The following is a 25,933-nucleotide window of genomic DNA, read 5'->3' on the forward strand; positions in this document are numbered from 1 at the left end:
GCCTCAGGCCGCTACGCGGGCGGGAACGGCTGCGATATCGACGTGTTTGTAGCCAAGGCCGCGCAACTGCTCACGGCAGGCGGACACTGCCCCGAAATCATCGCTGTCGCCAGCAACAAGCACTAGGCGGCTGTCCAGCCCTTCGAACATCGGCAGTGTCGAGTTGGAGCCGACTTCACCGGTCAGCACGATGACGACCTCGTAGATGTCGCTCAGGGCCTGGACGAGGGTGAGTGGCTTGTCCGAATCCGCCGGTATCGCGTCAAGCTGACCCCAGGCGATTTCGGCAAAGCTGTTGTCGGCGGATTTCTGCACCACATCGCCAAAGCTCGCCCGACCGGCGCCAAGATCGCTCAGCCCGGGCTCTTCGCCGATCCGGCCGCTGCCCGCATCCACAAGCGCGACGCTGAGGCCGCGCGACAGCGCCTCGCCGATCAGCTCTTCCGCCACTTCTTCGCAATCGGCGCTGGCGCTGTGCGCCGCCAGGACCAGCAGATGGGTGCGGCCATAGACGAGGTCTGAAGACAGTTCGGCCATTGTGGTCAATCCGGTCTCGCCCTCGATCGGCGCCACCGGAATGGGCTGAACGTGGGAGGACTGCACCGGTGCATCCGAAGCGTCGAAGTCTTCGCCCGGGATTATATCCATCTCGTCTTGCGAGCGGGATTCAGCCAGGTCGACGACAGGCGCTAAAATCACCGGCTCGGCAAAGCTGGGTTCAGGAAGTTCTTCGGCCACGGAGGCTTCGACGGCAGGTTCTTCCCAGCGCTGATCGGGTTCGAGCTCTTCTTCGAGGAAGGGCACTTCGTCCAGTTCATCCTGCGGCCGCTCGGGCTGGCGCGCGGTGACGATGGCACGTCCGGATATCAATTCGGAGAAGGCGATCAGACCGATCTGGAGCATAATCGAAACAATGCCCACGGCCACCAACACCAGCTGGACCTTGGGGGACGCGGGTGACACCGATGGCGCGGCAACGCTGACGACGCGCACGTCCGGCAGCGCCGAATTGGTTTCGGTGCGGGAGAAAGCTTCGTTGTAGCGCTGCAGATAGCCTTCGAGCAGGTCCCGCTGCGCCTTGGCTTCGCGCTCAAGGCCATCAAGCGTCACAGTGTCCTGCGTTGCCGTGGAGGCCGTGGTCTTGGCGTCGGACAGATTGGCCTGCAGCGAAACCTGCAGATCGGCCTCGATCTGCGCCTCGGCATCCAGGGCATCGGCGACGCGGCGGCCTTCGATGGCGATCTGGTTATCGAGCTCGGCGATCTGGGCGTTGAGGGCGCGGATTGTCGGATGGTTCGCCAGCAGCGTGGCCGAACGCTGGGCCCTCTCGCCCTGGAGGCGTGCCTTGTCTTCGCCCAGCCGCTGGATCACAGCCGAGTTGCGCACATCAGGAACGCTCTCGATCGATTGTCCGCGCTCGAGCATGCCCCGGATCAGGGCCGCGCGAGAAGCCGCAGAGTTCTGGCGCTCCTGGGCGGCGCTGATCTGCGAGGCGATGGTGGACATCTGCTGATCGGGCAGGCTGGTATTGCTGGAGCCGATAAAGAGGTCATTGTTGACCTTGAAATTGGCAACGGCAGTTTCCGCCTCGTTGACCACGACGCGCAGCCGTTCGATTTCGGTACCCAGCCAACCCGAGGCTGTGGCGGTGTCGGAAAGCGACAGCTCTGCGCGGCGGGTGACGTGGGCATTGGCGACGGCGTTGGCGATCTCGGCGGCGCGCTGAGGATCGGTAGAGCTGACAACGACGGAGACAATGCGGGAATCGCGCGCCTGCGAAACCGTCATGGCGTCATAGAGATTATTGAGGACGATCTCATCGATGCTGACGGGCGCGGCCTTCCTGCCCAGTATCTGGCTGAGTACGCCGAGAGGCGAAAAGCCACCATCGCCGGAACCGTTGAACTCGGACACCGAGCGCAGGTCGAGCCGGTCGATCACCCGCAACAGGGTATCGCGCGACTTGATAAGCTCGATCTGGCTGGAAACGACACCGGCCTCGTTGCCGGACAGCGTGGGAGCCTGCTCGTTGGTGCCACGCGTATAGATATTGCCGCGCGGCTCGACGAGAATCGATGCCGTGGATTCATAGAGCCGCGGCGAGAACATCAGCAGGACGTACGCCGCCGCCACCAGAGCCAGCGTCACCAGTATGATGCGCGGCAGCCGCCGCACCACGGCCCCAAGCAGCGCCCCTATATCGATGCGCGTGTCCTGCACGGATGGCGACTCATATGACATCGGCTTCCCTCGATTACTTGGAAGACTTATGCCGCGGCGTGGTAAGCAATCCGTTAACCCTGTTGCGGGCGCAATAATACAACGGTCACGGAAGGGAATTATTAACCATAGATGGAGAGACTGCACACGTTCTCAAACGCGCGGGATTTCAATGCGCTGGTTTCCGATTCTCACGATCATCCTGACCTTGCCGCTGGCCGCCTGCGCGAGCACGCGCCCGGCGACCTATCTGGTCGAAACCAAGGGGCCCTACCAGCTCGATACCGGGGACACGGTTCGCGTCAGCGTCTATGGCGACCAGGACTTGAGCAACACCTATCGGGTCGATGACAGCGGCGCGATTGCGTTTCCGCTGGTCGGGCCGGTTCAGGTGCGTGGCACAACCACCAAGATGGCCGCGTCGCGGCTGGCGGGGGCTCTCGCCAATGGCTATATGCGCAGCCCAGACGTTGCCGTCGAGATCGCCGAGTATCGCCCCTTCTTCATCCAGGGTGAAGTCGGCAATTCGGGACAGTTCCCCTATGTGCACGGCATGACGGTGCGCTCCGCCATCAGCGTGGCGGGCGGCTTTTCCGACACTGCGGACCGCGACCAGGCCATCGTCTATCGCCGCCAGGGCGAGCAGATGGTCAAGGGCAGCGTCGATCTCGACTTCCCCATTTTCCCCGGTGACACCATCGTCGTGCAGGAACGCTGGTTCTGACGGAGTAAGCAATGCCCGGCAAGCTTCGCATCCTGCAGGTCATGCGGTCGCCGGTTGGCGGGCTGTTCCGCCACGTCGCAGACCTGACGCGCGAGCTTGCTGCGCACGGGCATGAGGTGGGGCTTGTCGTCGACAGCCTCGCCAATGACGCACAAACCGAAAGCCGGCTGACCGCCCTGCTGCCGCATGCCCAATTGGGCATTCACCGCTATGCCATGCCGCGTGTGCTGGGCAAAGGCGATCTGGTTACCCCCCTGGCTGTGCGCAAGCTCGCTCGCTCGCTCGACATCGACGTACTGCATGGCCATGGCGCCAAGGGAGGCTTTTATGCCCGCCTGGCGCGCCTGGGCGGCGGCAAGAGCGTCGCGCTTTATACGCCGCATGGCGGCGTGCTGCATTTCAGCAAGTCGTCTGCTTCGGGACGGGTGTTTCACCTGCTTGAGCGCTGGCTGATGGTCCAGACGGCGGCAATCATCTTTGAAAGCCAATATGCCAAGACGACCTATGCCAGCCTGATCGGCGCGCCCACCTGCCCTGCCGAGGTCATCTATAATGGCCTGCAGCCGGAGGAATTCGAGCCGGTAGCACCAGGAGAGGACACTGCCGATTTCGTTTTCGTGGGCGAGTTGCGTGACCTCAAGGGCATCCACATTTTGGTGGAGGCGCTCGCCGGGGTGAGCCGCCGCGACGGAGCGGGCGCAACATTGGTGATGGCGGGCGATGGTGGCGCCAGGGATGCCCTGACCGATCAGATCAACCGGCTTGGCCTGAACGAGCGCGTGCGGCTGCTGGGCGCCCAGCCGGCGCGCCCTACATTTGCCAAGGGGCGAATTGCAGTGGTGCCGTCACTGGCGGAGTCCCTGCCCTATATCGTACTCGAGGCCGCCGCCGCGCGCTTGCCGGTGATCTCGACACGCGTGGGTGGAATTCCGGAGATATACGGGCCGACGACGCATGGTCTGGTGCCGGCAAGCGACGTGGTGGCGCTACGCACTGCGATGCAAAAGGCGCTGGATAATCCCGAGGCGGCGCAGGCGGAAATGCAGCAGAGGCTTGCGTATATTTTCGAGCACTTTGCGGTCGGGCAGATGGTCTCCCGCATTGAGGCATTATATTTTGCAGCGCTTGGTCGTTTGAAGGCTTAGCGATAGCGGGCTTTGTGCCTGGGGGCCCTTCGAGACCTTCAAGGCGTGCAACCCTAACCCAGAATTGCTTCCTCCGGCAGGTGCTCCGGGGTCTCTCGTCGCTTGTGCCGGGGGGAGAGTGGCCCTCGGGTCGAGCCCGAGGGAAGCACGGTGGGGGGTGAGAGATAGGTGGGTCGTTGGCCGGCTTGGATCATTGGTCGTCTTGGATCGTTGATCGCCTTGGATCGTTGATCGCCTTTGTCGTGGCGACGCGCGATGCGCTCCGCAAGATTACTTACGGAAGGCCGGTGCTTACTTTTTTGTACTTGCACTCGGCAAATCTTGAGACGTCAACTTCATCGAGTGTAAACCCCTTGGCCCGACAATGCCGGCACGATTTCGTACCGGTAACCGCCAATGTTTCGCGTCGATCCCCAGCAGGCTGTCCTCGATCACGTCGCCAAGCAGACGGCAACGGGGGCGGAAGAACATGCTCTTTCCCCGGAAGCTGAAGCCATTATTGCAGCGCCGGTTGAGTCGACATTATCCGGCGCCGTCGTCGTCGGTGTTGCGCAGGCCGTCGAGGCCGCGCTACTGGCGGCGCTCGGCTATGGAATCTATAAATACTATGTGTCGCTGGGCGCACCCGAATTCTACCTGCCGGTCATTCTCTCGGCGAGCCTGCTGGCCAATGTCCTGTTCAATGCCGCCCGCACCCACCGCATAGCCGCCTATCGCACCGTGTTCGTGCAGCTCGGTCGCGTCCTTGGCGCCTGGACCATCGTGATGGCGCTGCTTGCCGTCGGCATCTTCTTTTTCAAGGCCGCCGACCTGTTCTCCCGGCTATGGCTGGCGAGCTGGTTTGTGGGCGGTGCCGTGCTGCTGGTGGCATACCGGCTGGCGCTGCGCGCGCTGGTACAGCGCTGGACCGCGCAGGGCCGGTTGCGGCGGCGCACGGCCATCGTCGGCGGGGGCAAGGACGCCGAAGCGCTGATCGAGCAGATTCGGGCCAGCGCCAGCAACGACATTGCCATGCTGGGCCTGTTCGACGACCGCTTCGATGACCGCTCGCCCGAACAGGTCTCTGGCCTGCCCAAGCTCGGCAAGGTGGCCGATCTCACCGAATTCGCGCGGCGTACGCCGGTGGATCTGGTGATCGTTTCCATGCCGCTATCGGCTGAAAAACGCGTGCTGGACATGCTGACCCAGCTTTGGGTGCTGCCCGTCGACATCCGGCTGTCGGCGCATATGAGCAAGCTCAAGTTCACCCACCGGGCCTATTCCTATGTGGGCGATCTGGCCGTGTTCGATATGGCCGACCGGCCGATTTCGGACTGGAACCTGGTCTTCAAATGGCTGTTCGACAAGGTCGTGGCGTTGACCGCGCTGATCCTGCTGTCGCCCATCATGATCGTCACGGCCATTGCCATCACGCTCGAGAGCCGCGGCCCGGTGTTCTTCATGCAGAACCGGCACGGCTTCAACAATGAGCTGATCAAGATCTACAAATTCCGCTCGATGCGCACGGACTCGGCCGATGCGGGCGCGGCGAAGCTGGTGACCAAGGGCGATCCGCGCGTGACCCGGGTTGGCCGCTTCATCCGCAAGACTTCGATCGACGAATTGCCGCAGCTGTTCAACGTGCTCAAGGGTGAACTCTCCATCGTCGGACCCCGCCCTCATGCGCTGCAGGCCAAGGCCGCAAACCAGCTCTATTATGATGCCGTGGAAGGCTATTTCGCCCGCCACCGGGTCAAGCCCGGCATGACCGGCTGGGCCCAGATCAACGGCTGGCGCGGCGAGACCGACACCATCGACAAGATCATGCAGCGCGTGAACCACGACCTCTACTACATCGATCACTGGTCGATCCTGTTCGATCTCTACATCGTGGCCATGACGCCGGTGTCGCTGGTGGCCAAGAACGAGAACGCATACTGAGCATGATGAGGGATTTCAGGCTGCAGGCTGCAGGTTTTCTTGTGCTGGCTCTCTCGGGGGCCGCCGCTGCACCGGCACAGGCGAACAGTGAAATCTGCGTGGAATGCCTGGTTGTGCGGGTCGGTCCGGCGGTCGTCGTCCGGGGGCCGTTTCCCGATGAGCTGGACGCGTCGTTCTCAGTGCTGAAGCTCGCCGACGGGAGCTTTCGGGGGTTCAGCGCCAACGGGGCGACCTATGCCATAGACGGCGCCACACTATGGGACATGGGCGGCCCGCGCCGGACGGTCCTTGAGGCAGGCGCACCGGGAAGCGTCAACGAGTGCGGGCGCTGGCTGACCTCCACGACACGGTCGGGCGGCACGCTTATCGGGATGGTGCATCAGGAGAGCATCTGCGATTACGGGCCGCAGGGGCAGACGGACAAGTCCATGGCAATCGCCATTTCCAGCGATGACGGCCTCACCTGGACCGATCTGGGAACCGTCATCACCGGCAGCGACGCGCCGCGGCCGGGCACCACATCGGGCGAGGGTGACTGCACGATGCTCGATGGGCTGGATGGCTATCTCTACGCCTATTGCCTGCGCAATTCGGACTGGCAGACCATCGTGGCGCGGGCGCCGGTGAGCGAACCGACGGACTGGCACAAATATTTCGAGGGCGGCTGGAGCGAGGCGGGTCTGGACGGCAAGGCGACGGCCATCGGCTTCGTGGGCACCGGGGCCGGCTTTCTGCAGGAGCAAGGCTGGGTGGCTGCCGTCGCGACCGATCCGTGGTTCGGTGGGGTGCGGCTTTCGCTGTCCGAGGACAAGGTGTTGTTCGTCGACCTCGATGAACCGCTGCTGGCGATCGATGGTTCGGATTGGAACCGGCCGGCGGATACCGATCTGATCGCCTATGGGACACTTATGAACCCCGAGACCGGGAGCAGTGCGGTCGATGCGGATTTTCTGGTGAGCTATGTCTACGTCCCGCCCGGTGAGGGGTTTGAGAGCCGTTACCTCGTCTATCACGAGGTATCGCTTACGGTGGCGGATGAGCCGCCGGCGGCGCAGGTCGGCGTGGCGCTGACCCGGTGGAGCGATCCCGAGGCGCAAAGCTATGTCACGTCTACCGGGCCATTGACCGGGGACAGGCTCGATTTCCAGCGCGACGAGATTGTCGCCTATATGCTGACGCGCGCGCCGGAAGGTATTGCGAGCATCAAGTTCGCCGAGTGTTCCCGCGACCTGTCCGGGCATCTGGATCATTTGCTTGCCGACGAAGGCAGTTGCGCACCCGAAGGGTACGCCCGGGAGCGAACGGCAGGCTGGCTCTATGCGGCGGAGCAGCCGGGGGCCGTGCCGGTTTATCGCTGCATCCAGCCGGAGACCGGAGCCCATTTCGCGTCGAGCGCGCCCGATTGCGAGGGTCTCGGCACCCGGAAATTCCTGCTCGGCTTTGGGCTTGCACCATGAGTACCGGCGTCGACACGCGCAGCGAGACGCGCAATATCGGGGTCAGCCTCAACGGTCTGAGAATTGCCGTCTTTTCCACCCGGAACATGGTCTTCCTGATCGCCGTGCTGGCGATGAACTTCACCCTGATGCGGCCGTCCCCGGTCGACCTGCTGTACATCACGTCCCTGCTGGTCACCCTCTTCTATCTGACGCTTTTCCAGAAGCCGGAGGTGACGCGAAGGGCGATCTACCTGATCCTGTTGCTGGGCGGATGGGCACTGTCCTACTTCATCGCGTCGATGCCACATCTTGGCCAGGAGTTTGTCCTGTTCGAACTCATTGCCAAGAGCTTCGCCATCTCGATTGGGATGATCGGCGCCTTTGTGTCCATGAGCTGGAACCGCCGGCACTTCGAGAACTTCATGAAGTTCTACATCGCCTCCTGCGTCATTGCGTCGATGCTGGGAACCGTCGGCTTTCTGCTGCAAATGGAACTGCTGACCTGGGACGGACGGGCCAAGGGCCTCATCGACGACCCGAACATGTATGGCTCATTCCTCATTCCGGCGGTGGTTTTCTGCGCCTATTTCCTGTCGCGTTCGCAAGGCGGCAAGGTGGTGATGGTCGGCGCGCTGGGGGCGGTGCTGCTGGGCATCCTGCTCTCCTTTTCGCGAATCGCTGTTGTCGCGGCGCTGCTGTGCTTTTTCGCCTATGTTTTCTTCGTCAACCGCCAGCGTCCGCGCCGGTTGATGATGATTGTTGGCGGGCTCGTCGCCACCGGTATCGTGCTTTTTGCCTTCGCGAGCCTCACCTCGGCTGAGTTCACCGCCAAGCTCCTGGATCGGCTGACCTTCGCCAAGTCCTACGACCTTGGTGAAGAGGGACGATACCACCGCTATATGCTGGTGCTGCCGATGATCATGCAGAATCCCATCGGGCTAGGCGTGCTCCAGCTCGAAAAGATCTTCCCGGAACCGATCCATAACATCTGGCTCAGTTCCTTCGTCAACTATGGCTGGGGCGGCGGTCTGGCCTGGGTTACGCTGGCGATCGGCAGCGTTGTCGTCTCTATCCGCAATTACCGGCGGACGAAAAACGAGATCACCATCGCATTGCTGATCTCACTGGTCGGCATCGTCATGTGCTCGTCCCTGCACGAGGGCGAACACTGGCGCCACATGTGGTTGCTCTATGGGCTCGTGTGGGGCTTGAACGCGGCATATTTCGTCGCCACGCCGAAAGCGGCAAGCCGGACGCTTGGAACGCGCCCTACCCCACCAGCGGCGAGCGTCAAGAAGCCTGCCCGACCGCGCGTTGCCGTCCGGAATCAGGGCCAGAGCGCGCCGCCCAGATAGCGCTCGGCCAGCTTCGCGGTATCGTCGGCAAAGCCTCCCATATGGGTCTGGGCCAGCCGGGTTTCGGCATGCGAGCCGATCCACGCCAGCAGCGCCATGCGGCGCAGCATCACCATGGTGTCCATCGAAGCGATATCTGTCGCATTTAGCGCCCGGACGCTGCCGTACCCGTCAAGCCATGCGGCCTTGAGTGCCGGTATGACCGGGCTCGCTTCGTGGAACGAAATGGCGGCGGCAAAGTCGTAGGTGAACCATCCAAAGCCGCAGTCGTCGAAATCGATCAGCGTCACGCGGTCAGCATCGACCAGCAGATTGCCCAGGCGCATATCGGCATGAATCAGCCCGAAGCGCTCCGCGCCGGTGCCGTAGTCCGCCAGATGCGTATAGATCGCTTGTTCGAGCCGTTGGAAGATCGGGGCATTGTGCCGGTCGACGCCCGGAGCAATGCGCCAGTCACCCCACAATCCGTCGGCGCGCAAAATGGTGGAGCCATCCCAGGTGGGGCGTTCGAAGGCGGACGGGCGGGACCAGCGCGTGACGTGGCCGTGCAGGGTGGCGGCGTATTGGCCTAGAATGGTGAAAAGACCGGCCGGTTCGCCTTCCAGCGTAGGTTCTGATCCCGGGATGAACCGGAACAGCGCGGCAAGCTGCGTTTCGCCGCCCGGTGTAACGAAGCGCTGCAGCGCGCTGCCATCGCGCCCGACCAGTAGTTCCGGCACGGGAAGATCGGTATCCCGGCGAATTGCCGCGAGCCATGCGAGTTCGCTCTCGATGGCGTGGCGCGATTGATAAGCCGGCCGATGGACGCGCAGGCTGTAGCGTTCGCCCGATTGCGCCGTCACGGCGAAGGTCTGGTTTTCGGAGTGATTGATCAGGTGCGCCTGCGACCCTTCCAATCCACTCCACAACTGCAATGCCGGCTGGATATCGGCCTCGGACAGTGGAATGGCAGCCTCCAGCATGGCACGCCGCGGGGCGTGTGCCACGGACGAGACTTCAGACAAGCGGTGGAATGATGGTCGGAGCGGCCGGATTTGAACCGACGACCCTTTGTCCCCCAGACAAATGCGCTACCAGGCTGCGCTACGCCCCGACTGCGCGGAGACATAGAGAAACAGGTGATTTGGTGCAACCCTCAATTTGGTGGGCGGTGTGAACAAAGTGAGGTTTTTCGATGTAGCAGGTCACCGTGGACCGGAAAGCCCTACGCGTGTTCTGTTGACCAGAGTGCCGAGACCATGTGCGCGCGATATTCCCGCGCAGTAACCCTTCTCTTCCCGATCATCGCGACGTCCGGTCGATTGGATTGCTTGGCGCCCGTGCAATGCACTGCGCCCATGATCACGGTCTCAACCTGCGGGCAGTCCTATCGCTGTCCGAGGCTTTGGTGATGCTCGATTGTGCCCTAGGCTTGGGTGCTTTGCACAGCCACCCACGTCTCTCCGCCGTCCGTAGTCATCACCCGCTTTTCCTCATCGAGCTTGAGCAGGTGCGCATGTATCGTGCGGCGCGCGGCGCCGCTTAGAGAGGGAGGGATGTGGCTGTAGTACGATTCAAGCAGTGTTGCGATGGTGACCGGCGTGGACGACTGGGCGATAATTTCCGCTTCTCGGCGCATTCTACGCGCCAGCAGTTCCCCAGTCCTTTCGCGCGGGTTCGTCACGAGCGGCCCGTGCCCGGGTAGATACAGCGTATCGTTGCGGGTCAGCAGACGCTCGAGGCTTCGGAAATAATCGGCCATTCGCCCGTTGGGTGGAGAGACGACCGTGCTAGACCACCCCATCACCAGATCGCCGGTAAACAGCACCCCGTCCCGGTGGGCGAGGCACAGATGGTCGGGGCTGTGACCGGGCGTGTAGATGGCCTTGAGCGTGCCGATCGTTTCACCATCGCCCAACACCTGATCGAGGGGAAATGAAGCCAGGCTGGGAGCGTAGCCCCAGATCGGGGAACCAGTTGAGGCTGCGAGCGCGGGGGCCAGTGTGCAATGGTCAGGATGGCCGTGTGTCAGCACGATACGGATTATCGGCCGGGATGAAAGCTGCAGGATGCGTGACAGGTGCTCGTCGCTCTCGGGACCAGGATCAATCACGACGACCCCCTCGTCCTCCTCCACAAGATAGGTGTTGGTGCCGTGTAAGGTGCCCGGTCCAGGGTTAGGAGCCGTTATACGAAGCACCCCCGTACTCACACGAGCGGTATCAGGAGGGGTGAGGTCCGGAGAAGCTGACACTGATTATCTCTTCCAAGGATTGAACTATACCCGGAACCCCAAGCAACAGGTCAAGTCCGCCAAGCGCCCACCACCAATTAACGGTTCTTCCACACGGGCTTCCGCTTCTCGGCAAATGCCCGGGGGCCCTCGATGAAGTCCTCCGTGCTGGTGAGCGTGGAATGGATCGGGTAGGTCGTCCGGATTGCCTCTTCCAGCGTGGGCTTGTCCAGCGATGCAAAGATCGCCTCCTTGGCGGCGCGGACGGCTATGGGCGCCTGTTCCAAGATCTGATCGGCCCACTTTAGCGCGGCGTCGAGTGCTTGGGCGGTCGGAACGACCTCGTTGACGAATCCAAGGCGGCGCCCCTCCTCGGCCGACACCCGACGCCCCGTTAGGATGATGCCGAGCGCTTCCTTTTCGGGGATAATGCGTGGCAATCTTTGTACCCCGCCACCTGAGGCGATCATGCCGAGCTTGCCCTCGGGCAAGCCAAAATAGGTATTCTCGGTGGCGATGATGAGATCACAAGCCAGAGCCAGCTCGAACCCTCCGCCAAGTGCCAATCCGTTGACTGCGGCAATAACCGGCTTTGTCAGGCCAAAACGCATGGCCAGTCCGCCAAAGCCGGTATGGGGCCTGGGGCCCCTTTTGCCGGCCGCCTGCGCTTTTAGGTCATTGCCGGCGGAAAAGGCGCGGTCGCCAGCGCCGGTGATGATCCCGACCCAGAGATCGTCATTGTCGGCGAAGTCGTTCCATACCGCTTCGAGCTCATGGCTGGCTTCCCGATTAAGCGCATTCATCACCTCCGGCCGATTGATGGTGACAATACGGATATGACCGCGATCCTCGACCTTGCTGTAGACCAATCCGTCCATATTCAATCCTCGTGTTACGGCCCGCTCAGGCGCTTGGTGGTGCCCAGTGAATGAGGGTCATTTCGCCGTTCGGCCCGGCGGGCACGAAACGGCCTTCGAGTGCCATGCCGATTGCCAATTGCGATGGCTCGACGCCGACCACATTGCCGATGATCCGAACGTTTGCGGGGGTATTTAGGGCAACGAAGCCGACGGTATAGGGTACGGAGGAAAACCCCTTGGCGGTTGGGCGGCCAACGGTTGTATAGGTGTAGAGCGTCCCGCGCGGCACGACCTCTACCCACTCGACATTTGCCGACCGGCAGCTCCTGCAGGTGAGGCGCGGCGGCCAGCGGTGCGTTCCGCAGTCTTCGCATCTCTGGACCTTGAGCTTGTTCTCGCGCGTGCCCTCCCAGAAAGGTGCGAAATTCGGATCCGACAGGTCGGGGACTGGAATTTGGTCGAGATCAAACATTTCGTGCTCCCAGAACGGCGAAGCTGCCATCGCCCAATTGTCCCCATCCGGTCACGGCGATGAGCCTGGCATCTTCAACCTGACGCGGGCCGCATTCGCCCCGGAGTTGGCGAGCGGCCTCGATGACGTGATTGAGACCCGCTTGATGGGCTTCCGACAACATGCCGCCATGGGTGTTGATCGGCAATTTCCCCCCGAGGCGAATGCCGCCATCCGCGATCAGTGATGCCGCTTCGCCATGTCCGGCGAAGCCTGCCTCCTCGATCTGGTGCAGCACCTCGAAGGTGAAGCAGTCATAGATCATTGCCGCATCCATATCCTGCGGCCCGACGCCCAGCTCGTTCCAGACATCGTTGGCCGCCTGGGTGAGACCGATGTCGAGAAACGGCTCGCGGTTGGAGGTGTCATCGGGCGAAGCGCCTTGGGCTTCGGCGACCGACAGGATCTGGACGTCGCGAGACTCAGTTCGGGCGGAAACGATCACCGCGCTGGCGCCATCGGTTTCGAGGCAGCAGTCGAACAGCGTGTACGGATCGGCAATCAACCGCCCCGCCAAATAGTCTTCCATGGTCAGTTCGCGACCATACATCTGGGCGTCCGGGTTGAGGTTGGCGTGGGCCCTCGCGGCCAACGCGATCTCCCCCAGCGTACGGCGATCAAGACCATATTCATGCTTGTACCGCTGACACAGCACCGCATAGCGCTGGGCTGGCGTGTTCATGCCGTAGACATGTTCCAGCTGGCGGCGAAAGGATTGCCCTGGCAAAAACGAAGGGCGATCGGCCTTGCGCGCACCGGAATTGCCCTTGAGCCCTCGAAACAGCAGCACATGCTTTGCCGCGCCGCTCATGACAGCCATGGAGGCGACCCGCAATGCCGAGACGGCGCTGCAGCCGCCCATGTCCACCGTGACCCTGAATCGTGGGTTTATGCCTAGTTCGGCCTGGATCACGTCGTCGCCGATGTGCCCAGGATAAGGGATGAGACCGTCGATCTGTGTCGGTTCGATGCCCGCATCCGCCGCGGCGGCGAGGACGGCCTCTATCGCCAGCCGTTCCGCCGAGCGATCTGCTTTCTTGCTGTATCGTGTATTTCCAACCCCGGTGATCGAGGCCTGACTGGTTCCGCCAAGCAACTGATTTCCTCCCTGTTATGGCTTAGTTCAATTCCAGATGGCGCGCGCATCGACGATGGAAACCTGCCCGCCGGATACCATGACCGGATTGAGATCGACTTCCTGGAGCGTGTCGCCCTTGTTTTGTGCCCAGTGGGCAAAATCGGCGAGAAAGGAGACGAGAGCCTCGCGGTTGGCCGCGGGCTGGCCGCGATAGCCATCCAGAAGCATGTTCAATCGGGTGTTTCGGGATAGTAGGTCGCGGAGCACGGCCGGTGTGGTCGGCAGGATCGTTGCGGCGACTTCGCTGTGCAATTCAGCCAGCGTTCCGCCCAGGCCCACCACCAGCACAGGGCCGAAGGATGGATCGCGCTTGATGCCGACCAGGAGTTCTACGCCGCGCTCCATTTTCTGGACCAGTACAGAAACCCTGGTCAGGTGCTTGCGAGCGGCAATTGCTCGGAACGTCTCCGCTGCGGTGCGAACGGACTGAGCGTCCTTGAGGCCCACAGCGACGCCGCCGTCATCGGATTTGTGGTTCAGATCGGGCGAACTGAGCTTGATCACTACGGGGAAGCCGATCTTCTCGGCGCAAGCCGCAATCTCGGCGGCCTCCAGCCCCTCGACCACGTCGAAGCCGGCGCAAGGCAGGCCCGCCTCGCGGAGATCCTCGAGTGCCTCGGCAACGGTCCACAGGGAGGACGTCGCGTCAGGCGCGGCATTGTGGGGCGTCGGGGACGCTTCTGACAGCAATTGCAGCAGTTCTTCGGCCTGCGCCAGATCTGCCTGGCTTTGCGCGAACTTTGCACAAGCCTCTGCGGCCCGAACTGCCAGCGGAAGGTCAGCGAAGGCCGGAATGTCGGCCTTGTCGAAGATGCTGTGGACGGAATCCGACATGCCCACCCACGCGACGAAGACGTCCTGGGGGATCACTTCAGCAGCTTTGACGATGGCCTCGGCGACGGCGTCGGCAAAGACGCCGCCGGCACCCATCGACACGAAAATTGTGTCGATATCGGCATGTTCGGCGATCGTGGTGATGGCACGAATCATCTTCTCGGGGTTGCGCCAGACGCCGCCAAGATCGGCGGGGTTGTGAACGCTCGTCTGGCCAGTTGTTTCGGCGAGAGCGGCTGCCGTCGTGGCCGAGAATTCGGGCAACTCCCAGTCGAGTGCATAGATCTGGTCGGCGCCGAGCGAGGCAGCGCCTCCGGAAACCGAAAGCATCGCGGCCCGGCGATTGGTCGATGGCTCGCCGCGACGTTGCAGTCGTTGTGCCAGCGCCCGTGCCGTGCCGAAAAACTCGACGAAACTATCCGTCTCGATGATGCCGGTCTCATGTGCAAGCCCGTTGAAGACCTCGCGCGTGCCGGCTACCCGTCCCGTATGGGAGGCAACGGCCGCCCGGCCTTTTTCGGATTTGCCGACCTGCAGCATGGTCACCGGCTTGCCTGCTATTCTCGCGGCCAGCGCTGCGCGCCGGAATGCGGGGCCATCGCCAATCCCTTCGAGGAAAAGCATGATCGAACGAACCTCCGGATCGTCGACCATGGCCTGCATCAGCGCCTCGATGCCGGTGGCGCTTTCATCGCCTGTGCTGATGAGCCAGGAAAAACCGACGCTGGAGTCACCAAACCACTGCAGCATGGCCGACAGCGTGGCGCCGCTCTGGGACAGGCAGGCGATGGTGCCCGGCGGTACGCGCCCGCCGACTGTGCCGGAGGCGAAGCTGCCGTTAAGACTGAGCGTGCCATTCATCACGCCCATAGAATTGGGCCCGATCACCCGCATGCCGGACGCCTGAGCCAGTTCGGAAATGCGATCGCGGAAAACGCGGCGTTCGTCTTCGTTGCCGCCCTCCGCCGTCACCACCACACAGGTGCTAACACCGAGCTTGGCGGCTTCTTCGAGGGTCGGGATGACGAATTTGGTCGGGGTAACGACAAAAACCAGGTCAGGCGTCGACGGCAGATCGGACAGTGATCCGTATACCGGGAGGTTGTGCAGCGTGGAGCCGGCTAGCCGGGGATTGACCGGGTAAATCTCGGCTTTTGTGCCGCCTTCGACCAGGTTTGCCAGCACTCTGGCCCCATAGTAGTTGCCGCCGTTGATGTCCGATGCGCCAGCAACAGCGATCGCTTTGGGAGCTGGAATTCCGAGATGGGGCGACGACAAATTCGACGGCATTGCAAATTCCAGAGCTTCTAGACAACGTTGTCTTTGCGTTTAGTCTTTGAGCGAACGAGTGTCAATAACGTCCGCGTCGGGGTTTGCGCACCGATCCTGCTCGACGGACCGGGTCTATTCGGCTCCGCTACCGATCAGGGAAAAGGACTCCCCGACCACCAGGTCATGCGGAATCACTGCTCCGGAGGCTTCGGCGGTTGCATCGTGAGACGTGATGAAGTCGAGAGCCGCCCTGCCCGCCAGGTCGAAATTCATTTCCACGGTAGTGAGACGGGGTGTGCACAGCGTTGCAAGCCGCGTATTGCCAAGCCCCATAACGGAAATACGGCCCGGAATGTCGATGCCTTGGGCTCGGAGATGGTTTACCGCCCCAAATGCGATGGCGTCGGAGCCGCAAATGAGCGCGCTGAAGTCCGGGTTGCGCTCCAGCATTTCTGCGGCCCCAAGGGCCCCCGCCTCGGGTGTGGAATCGATATTGGCAATGGCGTAGTCCACTGAATACCCGGACAGGTAGCTGGTCATGGACTGCATGCGCAGCTTGGTCATTTCGTTGCGCGCCGGCCCCAGTAGAATCCCGATCTTGGTGTGGCCATTCTCGACGATGAACCGCGCCTGCGTGAGCCCCACAGCCTCATTATCTGATGAAAAAACAGGGACTTCGATGTTTCTGGGCATGAGCGACACCACCGTGGTACCGGCGCGTTTCAGCTCTTCGATCGTTTCGGTAAGGGCCTGATGATGGGTCCACTGATCAAAGCCACCCCCGGCCATGATGATGCCGTCAACGCGGTATTCCAGCAGCTTGCGCAGATACTTGATCTCGAGCAACGGATCGCGCTGCATGTTGCAGACGATGGCGAAGGTGGAGTGGGCAGATTCCGCCCGTTCCGTCACCGTTTCGGCGATCATGCCATAATGGGCATCAAGCATGTCGCCGATAACGAGGCCAACAACGCCCTGTTTTCCGCCGCGCAACCGCCGGGCGACCAGATTGGGAACGTAGCCGAGCGATTTCGCTGCGGCATGGACGTTTTCCTTGAGCTTGTCATCAACCGGATAGCCGGAATTGCGCAGGACGCGTGCAGCGGTGCTAAGCGACACGCCGGCGGCTTTGGCTACGTCGACAAGCGTCGGGTTCTTTGCGTCTCTCTCGTCCGTCACGGGCGTTCCTATCTATTCACTATGCATCAAGACGGCTGTTCGCTGACCGTTTGACAACGCTTCGCAGGCTCGGTGCTGTCAACATATAGCCGCAAGAAAGGGCGTAGACAACGTTGTCCTGCTTCGTTAGTCTTTTTGTCGGAGGGAGCCGGCGATGGGAGCGTCGGGGCTGCCGCCATGAGTTTAACGCGCCGAGTGGGTGCCCACTCTGCTGCATAAAAACATGCAATCTTCGGAGGAGCGAATGAAACAGATTTTGCGCGCAATTGCGCTGTCAGCAGGCTTGATCGCGGGAGCATCAGCCGGCACAGCGACAGCGCAGGACTACCCGACTGACACTATCAAGTTCATCATACCCTATGCCCCGGGTGGCGGGACAGACGCCGCTGCGGCGGTGTTTTCCGATCGGCTGTCGCAACTTCTCGGCCAACCGATCGTCAAGGAAAACCATCCGGGCAGCAATTCGGTGATCGGCACGGCACTGCTTGCCGAAGCAAAGCCGGACGGTCACACATTGATGGTGGTGACCGCTGCCATCGCCAACAACCCGTCCCTCTATGCCAATTTGCCATATGACACTGACGAACTGGTTCCCGTATCGATCCTGACCTCGTACCCCTTTGTGCTCGGCGTGCGCAGCGACCTGCCGTTCAACAACATGCAGGAGCTGATCGACTACGCAAAGGCCAATCCTGGCGAGCTCACCGCGGGGACCTCGGGCCGTGGCTCAGCCGCACAGCTGGCCTTGGGCCTGCTGAACGAGACCGCAGGCATCGAGATCCGCGAGATTCCGTTCAAGGGCGCCGGAGAAAGCCTGAACAACGTAGCCGGCGGTTTCGTCGATATGGTGTTCTCGGGCTATGAGACCGTGCGCCCCTTCGCGGAAAGCGGAAAGATGAAGTTCTTCGCCCACACCGGCACCGAGCCGCTGGGGACCGAGCAGATTCCGCCGATTGCGGCGACAGTCGAAGGCTACGAATATTTGAACTGGCTGGCCCTGGTCGCGCCTCCCGGCACCCCCACCGAGATCACCGGTAAGCTCAACGAGGCGCTGAGCCAGATTTTCGCGGAGCAAGAGGTGAAGGATCGGCTCGCCAGCCAGAATATCCAAGGCGTAGCCAGCACTGCCGAAGAGGCCAAGACCTACCTGACGCAGGAAATGGCTACCAGCAAAGCCATTATCGAAAGCATCGGGCTCCAGCCCCAATGATCGCTACCGCCAATTCCGTGTCGAGAGCTCTGCTCCCGGCGCGGACCAGCGCCGCTGACCGCGTCCTACCTAAGCGAGGCCCTCAAAAGTGATTTTCAAATCCAACGGGCAGGCCGATGTCGAGGCCGGCTTATTCTTTGCCGGTTTCGGCATCCTGACCGCTGCCCTCTCACTCCAATATAGTCTCGGCACCATAGCCATGATGGGTCCGGGAATGTTCCCCCTGATCCTCGGCGTAATTCTCGCCATTCTTGGCCTTGTGATCCTGGCCAAGGGGTTCATGGGCAAAGGCGAGCAGGCCAAGCCGCTGCCGATCAAGCCCATTCTTTTGATCACGGCGTCCGTGATCGTTTTCGCGCTGCTGCTGCTGACGGTGGGACTCCTGTTTGCCATCCCCGCACAAGTCGTCGTCGCGCTGTGGGCCTCAGAGCATTTCACCTGGAAGCGCGCCTTGCTGCTCAGCGCCGGGCTGTTGGCCTTTTGCTACGGCGTGTTCGTCTATTTCCTCGGCATTTCAGTGCCACTGATTGCGATATGACCAATGGAACTATTGAGTAATCTGGACATCGGTTTCCACGCGGCACTGTCGCTGAACAACCTGGTCTTCTGCTTTATCGGGGTGCTCGTCGGAACGGCGATCGGCATGCTGCCGGGCCTGGGCCCACTGGCCACCATCGCCATGTTGCTGCCGCTCACCTATACGCTTGAGCCCGTCACGGGCCTGATCATGATTGCGGGCATCTATTATGGTGCGCAGTACGGCGGCTCGACGACCGCGATCCTCGTCAATTTGCCAGGCGAATCCTCGGCGGTTGTCTCCTGCATCGATGGGCACCAGATGGCGCGCAAGGGTCGCGCCGGTGCAGCGCTTGCCATCGCTGCGCTTGGATCGTTCTTCGCGGGCACGGTCGCAACCTTGCTGATCGCGGCATTCTCCCCGGCGCTGGCCGAAGTGGCCTTCCTTTTCGGGCCGGTCGAATACTTTGCCATGATGGTGCTGGGCCTTACCGCTGCGACGCTGCTCGCCCACGGCTCGTTCATCAAGGGCGTGGCGATGGTGCTGACGGGGCTCATCCTTGGCTTGGTTGGCGCCGATGTGAACAGCGGCACCTATCGCTTCACCTTCGGATCTTTTTCGCTGACCGAGGGCATCGAATTCGTCGCCGTAGCGATGGGCCTGTTCGCCTTTACCGACATTGTCACCAACATGCGCAACGACCAGACGACACGCGAAGTGAAGGCCCCTTCCCTTCGCAGCCTGACGATGACCGGTAAAGAGTTCAGGCAGTCGATATTCCCCGCAATCAGGGGAACCAGCATTGGCTCGCTGCTCGGCCTGCTCCCCGGTGGGGGGGCGATGATCTCGTCCTTCGCCTCCTATGCGTTCGAGAAGCGCGTTTCCAGGCACCCGGAGGAGTTTGGGCATGGCGCCATTGCGGGTCTGGCCGGCCCTGAGGCCGCCAATAACGCTGGCGCCCAGACCTCATTCATTCCCATGCTGACGCTGGGTATTCCCAGCAACGGAGTGATGGCCCTGATGATTGGTGCGCTCATGGTGCACAACATCTCCCCCGGCCCCTATGTCATGGTTTCCAATCCGGAAATCTTCTGGGGTCTGATCGCCTCGATGTGGATCGGCAACGCCATGCTGGTCGTGCTGAACCTGCCGCTCATTCCGCTCTGGGTGCGGCTGATCCAGGTGCATTATTGGGTGCTGTTTCCGATCATCCTGGTGGTCTGCTGCGTCGGGCTCTACAGCATCCAGAATAATACCCTCGCCATCTACTTCGCGGCCGGGTTCACACTCCTGGGCTGTCTGTTCTGGCGTATGCGGGCGGAAGCCGCACCATTGCTGCTCGGATTCATTCTCGGGCCGCTCATGGAAGAACACTTTCGGCGATCACTTCTGCTGTCCGAAGGCGACGTTTCGATCTTCTACCGCAGTCCGCTCTCCGTATTGATGCTCTCGATAGCGGCCGTCATGTGCCTGATCATCCTGCTGCCACAGATCCGTCAGGGCCGGAAGGTCGCCTTCGAGGAAGAGGCGTAGCGGCGACAAGACCAACCGGCGGCGTAGCGCCAAATGGCGGGCTACGCCGCGTAGAAAAATTTCAAGGGTTCTAGCATGAGATTTGTGAGTTTCGACCAGGACGGCCGGCATGGGTTTGGCCTTTTATCCGGGGATACCATTGTCGAGCTGACCGGCAAGCTCTCGCCGGCAGTGGTGACATTGAAGCAGGCAATCGCTGCCGGACTGCTCGCGCAGGCTGCAGGGTGGCGAGACGAGTCAGCAGGCATTCCGGTGGATCAAGTGCAGTTGTTGCCCGTCATTCCCGACCCAGGGAAAATATTGTGCATCGGGCTCAATTACGAAGACCATCGCAGCGAAACGAAGCGGCCAGATTCGGACTATCCTACGGTCTTCACACGCTTCGCCGAGTCCCAGGCCGGCCATCGCCAGCCCCTTCTCAAACCGGCCACCTCGAACCGGTTCGACTACGAGGCTGAACTCGCCATCGTCATCGGCAAAGCGGCTCACCAGGTCGGCGAGGAGAACGCGCTTGATCTTGTTGCAGGCTATGCCTGCTACAATGATGGCTCCGTGCGCGACTGGCAGCGGCATACCAGCCAGTTCACCCCGGGCAAGAACTTCCCCGCGACCGGCGGTTTCGGGCCGGCGCTGGTCACACCCGATGAAGTCGGCGATTACCGGCAGCTTCCGATCCAGTTGCGCCTCAACGGCCAGGTCATGCAGGAGGCGAGCCTTTCCGACCTGATCTTTCCTATCGAGAAACTCATCGCCTATTGCTCGACCTTTACACCACTTGCCCCTGGTGACGTCATCGTCACCGGCACGCCAGGAGGGGTCGGGGATCGCCGCGAACCTCCGGTCTATCTGCAGGACGGGGACCTGGTGGAAGTGGATATTGGCGTGGTGGGCTGCCTTTCCAATCGGGTTGTCACCGCTGAAACGCGCGCTGCATGATGTCAGCTTGCGGCGCAGAATGTAGCTAGAGCGGCGGGAGAGAATGGACCAAGTAGTTCTCGGAAGGACCGAGCTGAAAGTTAGTGTAGTGGCTCTCGGTGCCGGTGGGCCCAGTCGCCTCGGCCTGCGAAACGGGGCCACCGAGAAACAGGCGATCGATCTTCTGCGCGCTGCGGTGGATCGAGGCATATCCATCATCGATACAGCGCCGGTTTATGGCACTGAGCCCGTCGTGGGTGCGGCGCTCGCCGGCCTGCGAGATAGGGTCGTCCTATCGAGCAAGCTCCGCCCGACGGTGCCGGGCTCATCCTATGAAAGCACCGAGTTCATCGAACCGGCCATGGTGCGCGAAAGCGTCGAGGCAAGCCTCACCGCATTGCGCACCGACAGGATCGAAATTCTGCATCTCCATGGCGTAAGGCCGCACCAATATGCGTATTGCCTCGAGCATCTGGTGCCCGAACTGCTGCTCCTGCAGGAGGAGGGCAAGATCGGCTTTCTCGGGTTAACGGAGAGCTTCGGCGTCGATACAGAGCGTGAGGTCATGCGGCAGGCCACGGAGGACGGGGTTTGGGACGTGCTCATGTTGGGGCACAACTTCATCAATCCCTCGGCCGAGCAATTGGTGTTGCCCAAGGCCCAAGCCAAGAAGCTCGGCGTCATGTGCATGTATGCTGTGCGCGGTGCCCTGGCCACAGCCGATGGCCTGCGCAAGCTGGTGGAAAAGTTGATAGCGCAAGGGGAAGTTGCGGGCGACGCGCTGGATCCGGATGAGCCGCTGGGCTTCCTGCTGGCGGATAGCGTTGCCCGCTCGTACACCGAGGCAGCTTACCGCTTCTGCCGGCATACCAGCGGCATCGATGTGGTGATGACCGGAACGGGAAGCCTCGATCATCTGGAACAGAATATCGAAGCTATCCACGCGGAGCCGCTTCCGCCGGAGATCTTGAAGCGCCTCTCGAATGTGTTTGGGCGCGTACGTACCGCCACGGGGGACCCGGTGTGAAGGCGCCGCTTGCCGGTTTCTCGTCGCCGGGGAGGCATTCTCGATGCGGAATGTGACGTTTCGTGTGCCGAAGCCCAGCCTATCCCTCAGCGCATTCATTTTCCACGTCGTGCTCCATCAAATCGTCATCATGGTCGCGAGGGTGACAACCTCATACCGGGCGGTGGAGTTGGGGCTTTCGGACATCTGGATCGGCGTGGTGGGCGCAAGCTTTTCGCTGCTGCCACTATTGCTGGCGACACAAGTGGGCACCAGGATCGACCGAAAAGGCGCGCGTGGGGCATTCCTGGTGGGTGCCGGCTGCGTCGTGATATCGGCCTTGGGTTTATTCGCTACCGGCAACTCGATCATTGCGCTTCTGGGGTGGACGGGTCTCCTGGGTATTGGCCATCTGCTCTGCCTGCTGTCGCAGCACGCAACTGCCGCCGATCAGCCGACCGATGCCATTCGCGAGCGCATGTTCGGTCACTACACTGCGCTCATTTCATTCGCACAGATTCTCGCCCCCCTCGTGGTTGCACTGTTCGCGGGCCCCGGAGCAGTACCCCACACGTGGCTCCTGTTCGCCGTGGCGGCGGTCGCCGGACTGATAAGCCTTGGCTGCGTTCTGCTGATGCGCCCTCCCGCAAAGCCGCAGGTTACCAGTAAACCAGCGCCGCAACTGCCGGTCCGGCACCTGCTTCGGCAAAAGGGTGTGATCCAGGCTATCCTGGCCGGCGTTGGAGTCATATGCGCTGTCGATTTACTGGTGATCTACCTGCCGGTGCTCGGAGCCCAGGCGATCATTCCAGCCAGCACCATCGCCGCGCTGCTGATGGTGCGCGCACTGGCTTCGCTGCTGTCGCGCCTGTGCTTCGGCTGGCTACTCTCCCGGCTTGGCCGCCGGGTCATGCTGACGGGATCGCTGCTGGCCACGGGCCTGGGGCTAACGATACTTGGTATCCCGGCGCCGGAATGGGTGCTTGCGCTGGCCATGGTACTGATCGGGATCGGCATTGGGCTGGCCTCACCCATATCGATGTCGTGGGTCACCAGTGTCGTGCCGCCGAGGAGCCGCGGACTGGTGTTGTCGTTGCGTCTCACCGGCAATCGCCTGGCGCAGTTTTTGCGGCCAATGTCTGTCGGTATCGTTGCCGCCGGTGCCGGTGTCTCGTCCGTATTCCTGCTGCTTTCCGCAGGATTGTACGGCCTCGCCTATTCCAGCCATGCAGCCTTGCGCCCCACCGCAGACAAGACTTGAAAGCGTATTACCGTTTGGTCAGCGCTTGCATTTCGGCTGCATCAAGAATTGGCGCACTCGCGCCGATTTCCGCAAGGTAGGTGTCCAGCACGGCAAGACCAGAAGCCGTGCGATAGCCATCGTCGCCCTGCCCGGTCGCGACGGCCATCGTGACCTGCCACTGTGTCGCTTCGCGGCAGGCGACCATGGCATAGCCAGGCAGCTCAAATTCCCGGCATAGTATGCCTGACTGATCGGTAAAGGTCGCGACGGCATGCAACTGACGCCCATCGGTCAGCGCATAGTCGGCGCCTGACGGAACCGTGTCGAGGGCCGCCTGCAATTGGGACTGGTCAAGCCCGCCAAGAATGCCGGTGGCGGGCGTCTGCAGCGCTGGAAGCACCACGACCACTGCCGCAACGGCGGCGGTGGCGCCAACTAGCGGAAACAACCAGGCCCAGTTCCATCGAGTGGCCGCAGAGCGCTTGCGCTCCTGGCGCGTGATCATGGCCTTGACCGATGCTTCCAGTTCCGGCGACACCGGCTGCAGCAGCGGGGCAAAGCCTTGCCGAGCCAGCGCCGCGCCATCGACCAGTTGCTCCAGCCGGGCCGCCAGGGCGGGGTCACCATCGACAGCCTCGGCGACCGCCGAAAACAGCGGCTCATCCAGCATGCCATCGGCAAAGGCCATCAGAGTTTCGTCGGAATAGTGGGCCGTCATGCCTTCGTCCTTCATAGCAATTGCCCCGCTTCGATGCCGATATCCTCGGCCAGCTTGCGGCGCGCGCGGGCCAACCGGCTCATCACCGTGCCGATCGGCAGGTCGAGCACTTCGGCGGCGTCCCGATAGGTAAGCTCCTCGACGCAAACCAGCAGCAGCAATTCGCGCTGCTCCGCCGGCAGGCGACCGATGGCCTGCATGGTCTGCTTCAGCATCAGGCGGTTTTCGGGGATGCTGGTACCGTCAAAGGCGCCGATCTCGCTGTGCTCGACAATGTCGATCTCCTCGCCGCGCGTCCGCTGGCGGCGCAGACGGTCGATCCAGCTATTGCGCAGGATGCGGAACATCCAGGCGTCAAAGGAGACATCCAGCGTCTGGCGCTGGCTGGAAAGTGCCTTTTCACAGGCGACCTGGACCAGGTCGTCGGCTGTGTCGGCCACCTTGCACAGCGCCAGCGCATAGCGGCGCAGGCGGGGCAGCATGGGAATCAAGCTGGTTGCAATCGTGCTCATGCAGGGTAAGACGGCCCGGTGCGTGGTCTATTCCCCAGCCGTCGCATTTTATTCTGCAAGATGGAATAGTTCCTGACGTCACACGTCTGCCTCCACGAGACAATTCACGGGAGACCTTTTCATGCCGCCTTGGCCCCGCACCACAATGCGCGCTTTGCTCATAGCCATGGGGCTCGTCGCCCTGCCGCCATTGCTCTCGTCACCATGGCTCGTCGGCACTGCCTGGGCGCAGGATGATGACGACGATGACGATGACGACGACGATTACGGCTCCGACAGTGATGACAGTGACGATGATGATGATGACGAGTGGACCGGCGGTTATGTCTTCGGCCGGCGTGCGCCAGCGCCGGTGCCGGTGCCGGTTGTCGTGCTGCCGGACCAGGCCGATGACCAGATCGTAGTGGAGCGGTTGGACGGCGCCGGGCGGCAAAGTCTCATCGCTCAAGGCTTCTCGGTGCTTGGCGAAAGCGAGGAGCGGCTGCTGCTGCAATTGCCGGACGATCTGGACGTGCCGGCGGCACTCGAAGCCGTGCGGCTCGCAGCCCCAGCGGCCCTGGCCGGGCCCAACAGCTACTATCGCAGCCAGGCCGTGCCCGAAGGATGCGAGGGCGCCATCTGCGCCCATTGGGATGCGGTCAGCTGGCCACCTGTATCGGTCGAACCGCTGTGCCGGTTCGAACCGACCATCGGGGTGGTCGACACCGGCGTCAATCTCGAACACGACATGCTCTCCGATGCCCGGCTGACGCTCCAAACCATTGGCAGCGCCGGCACCGAGCCGTCCGAGCTCAAACACGGTACGGCGGTCGTGGCCCTGTTTGTCGGGGATGCGGCAAGCCGCGTTCCGGGCCTGGCGCCGGCAGCCAACTTGCTGGTGGTCGATCCTTTTGGACGGGTCGGGACGGATGAGCGCAGCGATGTGTTCGCCTTGGCAGAGGCGCTGGACCGGTTGGGCGGGGCCGGCGTGGACGTCGCGAACCTGAGCCTCGCCGGACCTGACAATCCAGTTCTGGCCGCGGCGGTGCAGCGCTTGCAGGCGGCCGGCATTCCATTGGTGGCGGCTGTGGGCAATGCTGGCCCGCGAGCGGCGCCGCTGTTTCCGGCGGCTTATCCCGATGTCGTGGCGGTAACGGCGGTGGATGGACGCGCCAATATCTACCGCCGGGCGGTGCAGGGCGAACATGTAAGCTTTGCCGCGCCCGGGGTCGGGATTTCGACCGCCGCCTCCATTTCCGGCGTTCGGCCGCAGACAGGAACTTCGTTCGCTGTCCCCTTCGTCACCACCGCCCTGGCTGCGGCCATGGCCCAAGGCGCGCCGGTTGCCGACGCGCTCGATGCGCTGACCCAAACCAGCAGGGATCTAGGCGAGCCCGGCCGTGATCCAGTGTTCGGCTGGGGCCTCGTGCAGATACCGTCGCCCTGCTAGGGCCAATCGACATTCATCTCAGGATTAGCCGAAAATGGTGG

General features: G+C 62.2%; 22 protein-coding genes and 1 tRNA gene. 12 read left to right on the forward strand and 11 right to left on the reverse strand.

Translation table 11 applies throughout. From position 1 onward, the window contains the following. Positions 1 to 3: 3 nt before the first annotated feature. The gene (locus C8264_RS05960) at positions 4 to 2,241 is read right to left on the reverse strand and encodes a GumC family protein (RefSeq protein WP_108460064.1); all 2,238 of its coding nucleotides are present in this window, start codon (positions 2,239 to 2,241) and stop codon (positions 4 to 6) included. Positions 2,242 to 2,392: 151 nt separating this feature from the next. Here C8264_RS05960 and C8264_RS22070 point away from each other — a divergent pair, with 151 nt between their 5' ends. From C8264_RS22070 to C8264_RS05985, 5 genes are all read left to right on the forward strand, one after another. Beyond that, entirely contained in the window at positions 2,393 to 2,944 is a 552-nt protein-coding gene (locus C8264_RS22070) for a polysaccharide biosynthesis/export family protein (RefSeq protein ID WP_162783480.1), read from the forward strand. Positions 2,945 to 2,955: 11 nt separating this feature from the next. Next, positions 2,956 to 4,089, forward strand: coding sequence for a glycosyltransferase family 4 protein (locus tag C8264_RS05970; protein WP_108460065.1), 1,134 nt, complete (start codon positions 2,956 to 2,958; stop codon positions 4,087 to 4,089). Positions 4,090 to 4,485: 396 nt separating this feature from the next. After that, entirely contained in the window at positions 4,486 to 6,009 is a 1,524-nt protein-coding gene (locus C8264_RS05975) for an undecaprenyl-phosphate glucose phosphotransferase (protein WP_108460066.1), read from the forward strand. A 2-nt stretch (positions 6,010 to 6,011) separates the two neighbouring features. Further along, a complete protein-coding gene (locus tag C8264_RS05980) occupies positions 6,012 to 7,466 on the forward strand; it encodes a hypothetical protein (protein WP_108460067.1) in 1,455 nt (484 codons plus the stop codon). Then, positions 7,463 to 8,803, forward strand: a complete 1,341-nt coding sequence (locus C8264_RS05985) for an O-antigen ligase family protein (RefSeq protein ID WP_108460068.1) — start codon at positions 7,463 to 7,465, stop codon at positions 8,801 to 8,803. Before C8264_RS05980 ends, C8264_RS05985 begins: the two co-directional genes overlap by 4 nt. Here C8264_RS05985 and C8264_RS05990 read toward each other — a convergent pair. From C8264_RS05990 to C8264_RS06025, 8 genes are all read right to left on the reverse strand, one after another. Beyond that, positions 8,776 to 9,789, reverse strand: coding sequence for a phosphotransferase enzyme family protein (locus tag C8264_RS05990; protein ID WP_162783481.1), 1,014 nt, complete (start codon positions 9,787 to 9,789; stop codon positions 8,776 to 8,778). The genes C8264_RS05985 and C8264_RS05990 overlap by 28 nt on opposite strands. 30 nt (positions 9,790 to 9,819) lie before the next feature. Further along, positions 9,820 to 9,896, reverse strand: a tRNA-Pro gene (locus C8264_RS05995). 312 nt (positions 9,897 to 10,208) lie between these two features. Beyond that, positions 10,209 to 11,036 (reverse strand): MBL fold metallo-hydrolase, encoded by an 828-nt coding sequence (locus C8264_RS06000; RefSeq protein WP_108460070.1) that lies wholly within the window; start codon positions 11,034 to 11,036, stop codon positions 10,209 to 10,211. Between the two features lie 77 nt (positions 11,037 to 11,113). Then, a complete protein-coding gene (locus C8264_RS06005; protein ID WP_108460071.1) occupies positions 11,114 to 11,893 on the reverse strand; it encodes an enoyl-CoA hydratase-related protein in 780 nt (259 codons plus the stop codon). A 25-nt stretch (positions 11,894 to 11,918) separates the two neighbouring features. Next, positions 11,919 to 12,347, reverse strand: a complete 429-nt coding sequence (locus C8264_RS06010; protein WP_162783483.1) for a Zn-ribbon domain-containing OB-fold protein — start codon at positions 12,345 to 12,347, stop codon at positions 11,919 to 11,921. Beyond that, a complete protein-coding gene (locus tag C8264_RS06015; RefSeq protein WP_108460073.1) occupies positions 12,340 to 13,482 on the reverse strand; it encodes a thiolase C-terminal domain-containing protein in 1,143 nt (380 codons plus the stop codon). Before C8264_RS06015 ends, C8264_RS06010 begins: the two co-directional genes overlap by 8 nt. A 27-nt stretch (positions 13,483 to 13,509) precedes the next feature. Next, on the reverse strand, positions 13,510 to 15,648 hold the full coding sequence (locus C8264_RS06020) for an acetate--CoA ligase family protein (RefSeq protein WP_108460074.1): 2,139 nt from the start codon (positions 15,646 to 15,648) through the stop codon (positions 13,510 to 13,512). A 114-nt stretch (positions 15,649 to 15,762) separates the two neighbouring features. Further along, the gene (locus C8264_RS06025; RefSeq protein ID WP_108460075.1) at positions 15,763 to 16,809 is read right to left on the reverse strand and encodes a LacI family DNA-binding transcriptional regulator; all 1,047 of its coding nucleotides are present in this window, start codon (positions 16,807 to 16,809) and stop codon (positions 15,763 to 15,765) included. Positions 16,810 to 17,053: 244 nt separating this feature from the next. Here C8264_RS06025 and C8264_RS06030 point away from each other — a divergent pair, with 244 nt between their 5' ends. From C8264_RS06030 to C8264_RS06055, 6 genes are all read left to right on the forward strand, one after another. Further along, positions 17,054 to 18,019, forward strand: a complete 966-nt coding sequence (locus tag C8264_RS06030) for a Bug family tripartite tricarboxylate transporter substrate binding protein (RefSeq protein ID WP_162783484.1) — start codon at positions 17,054 to 17,056, stop codon at positions 18,017 to 18,019. 88 nt (positions 18,020 to 18,107) lie between these two features. After that, the gene (locus tag C8264_RS06035; protein ID WP_108460077.1) at positions 18,108 to 18,557 is read left to right on the forward strand and encodes a tripartite tricarboxylate transporter TctB family protein; all 450 of its coding nucleotides are present in this window, start codon (positions 18,108 to 18,110) and stop codon (positions 18,555 to 18,557) included. 3 nt (positions 18,558 to 18,560) lie between these two features. Then, entirely contained in the window at positions 18,561 to 20,069 is a 1,509-nt protein-coding gene (locus tag C8264_RS06040) for a tripartite tricarboxylate transporter permease (protein ID WP_108460078.1), read from the forward strand. A gap of 75 nt (positions 20,070 to 20,144) precedes the next feature. Further along, entirely contained in the window at positions 20,145 to 21,005 is an 861-nt protein-coding gene (locus tag C8264_RS06045) for a fumarylacetoacetate hydrolase family protein (protein ID WP_108460079.1), read from the forward strand. Between the two features lie 43 nt (positions 21,006 to 21,048). Then, the gene (locus C8264_RS06050; RefSeq protein WP_108460080.1) at positions 21,049 to 22,011 is read left to right on the forward strand and encodes an aldo/keto reductase; all 963 of its coding nucleotides are present in this window, start codon (positions 21,049 to 21,051) and stop codon (positions 22,009 to 22,011) included. A gap of 130 nt (positions 22,012 to 22,141) precedes the next feature. Further along, on the forward strand, positions 22,142 to 23,251 hold the full coding sequence (locus tag C8264_RS06055) for an MFS transporter (protein WP_342748685.1): 1,110 nt from the start codon (positions 22,142 to 22,144) through the stop codon (positions 23,249 to 23,251). 7 nt (positions 23,252 to 23,258) lie between these two features. On the opposite strand, the gene C8264_RS06060 is transcribed toward C8264_RS06055, so the two are convergent. Both C8264_RS06060 and C8264_RS06065 read right to left on the reverse strand, forming a co-directional pair. Next, on the reverse strand, positions 23,259 to 23,951 hold the full coding sequence (locus C8264_RS06060; protein ID WP_162783486.1) for an anti-sigma factor family protein: 693 nt from the start codon (positions 23,949 to 23,951) through the stop codon (positions 23,259 to 23,261). Positions 23,952 to 23,962: 11 nt separating this feature from the next. Next, a complete protein-coding gene (locus C8264_RS06065) occupies positions 23,963 to 24,463 on the reverse strand; it encodes an RNA polymerase sigma factor (protein WP_108460083.1) in 501 nt (166 codons plus the stop codon). A gap of 121 nt (positions 24,464 to 24,584) precedes the next feature. Between C8264_RS06065 and C8264_RS06070 the strand changes: the two genes are divergently transcribed. Then, on the forward strand, positions 24,585 to 25,892 hold the full coding sequence (locus tag C8264_RS06070; RefSeq protein ID WP_108460084.1) for a S8 family serine peptidase: 1,308 nt from the start codon (positions 24,585 to 24,587) through the stop codon (positions 25,890 to 25,892). The last annotated feature ends 41 nt before the right edge of the window (positions 25,893 to 25,933 follow it).

Source organism: Devosia naphthalenivorans, from assembly GCF_003056355.1.
GTDB lineage: Bacteria > Pseudomonadota > Alphaproteobacteria > Rhizobiales > Devosiaceae > Devosia > Devosia naphthalenivorans.

What these genes read in the sequence shown, in the direction of transcription:
- C8264_RS06040 (WP_108460078.1), top strand. Translation starts at nt 18,561, where the DNA reads ATGGAACTATTGAGTAATCTGGACATCGGTTTCCACGCGGCACTGTCG.
- C8264_RS06005 (WP_108460071.1), bottom strand. Translation starts at nt 11,893, where the DNA reads ATGGACGGATTGGTCTACAGCAAGGTCGAGGATCGCGGTCATATCCGT.
- C8264_RS06045 (WP_108460079.1), top strand. Translation starts at nt 20,145, where the DNA reads ATGAGATTTGTGAGTTTCGACCAGGACGGCCGGCATGGGTTTGGCCTT.
- C8264_RS06055 (WP_342748685.1), top strand. Translation starts at nt 22,142, where the DNA reads ATGGTCGCGAGGGTGACAACCTCATACCGGGCGGTGGAGTTGGGGCTT.
- C8264_RS05960 (WP_108460064.1), bottom strand. Translation starts at nt 2,241, where the DNA reads ATGTCATATGAGTCGCCATCCGTGCAGGACACGCGCATCGATATAGGG.
- C8264_RS06065 (WP_108460083.1), bottom strand. Translation starts at nt 24,463, where the DNA reads ATGAGCACGATTGCAACCAGCTTGATTCCCATGCTGCCCCGCCTGCGC.
- C8264_RS06010 (WP_162783483.1), bottom strand. Translation starts at nt 12,347, where the DNA reads ATGTTTGATCTCGACCAAATTCCAGTCCCCGACCTGTCGGATCCGAAT.
- C8264_RS05970 (WP_108460065.1), top strand. Translation starts at nt 2,956, where the DNA reads ATGCCCGGCAAGCTTCGCATCCTGCAGGTCATGCGGTCGCCGGTTGGC.
- C8264_RS06050 (WP_108460080.1), top strand. Translation starts at nt 21,049, where the DNA reads ATGGACCAAGTAGTTCTCGGAAGGACCGAGCTGAAAGTTAGTGTAGTG.
- C8264_RS06030 (WP_162783484.1), top strand. Translation starts at nt 17,054, where the DNA reads ATGAAACAGATTTTGCGCGCAATTGCGCTGTCAGCAGGCTTGATCGCG.
- C8264_RS05980 (WP_108460067.1), top strand. Translation starts at nt 6,012, where the DNA reads ATGATGAGGGATTTCAGGCTGCAGGCTGCAGGTTTTCTTGTGCTGGCT.
- C8264_RS05975 (WP_108460066.1), top strand. Translation starts at nt 4,486, where the DNA reads ATGTTTCGCGTCGATCCCCAGCAGGCTGTCCTCGATCACGTCGCCAAG.
- C8264_RS22070 (WP_162783480.1), top strand. Translation starts at nt 2,393, where the DNA reads ATGCGCTGGTTTCCGATTCTCACGATCATCCTGACCTTGCCGCTGGCC.
- C8264_RS05985 (WP_108460068.1), top strand. Translation starts at nt 7,463, where the DNA reads ATGAGTACCGGCGTCGACACGCGCAGCGAGACGCGCAATATCGGGGTC.
- C8264_RS06020 (WP_108460074.1), bottom strand. Translation starts at nt 15,648, where the DNA reads ATGCCGTCGAATTTGTCGTCGCCCCATCTCGGAATTCCAGCTCCCAAA.
- C8264_RS06060 (WP_162783486.1), bottom strand. Translation starts at nt 23,951, where the DNA reads ATGACGGCCCACTATTCCGACGAAACTCTGATGGCCTTTGCCGATGGC.
- C8264_RS06070 (WP_108460084.1), top strand. Translation starts at nt 24,585, where the DNA reads ATGCCGCCTTGGCCCCGCACCACAATGCGCGCTTTGCTCATAGCCATG.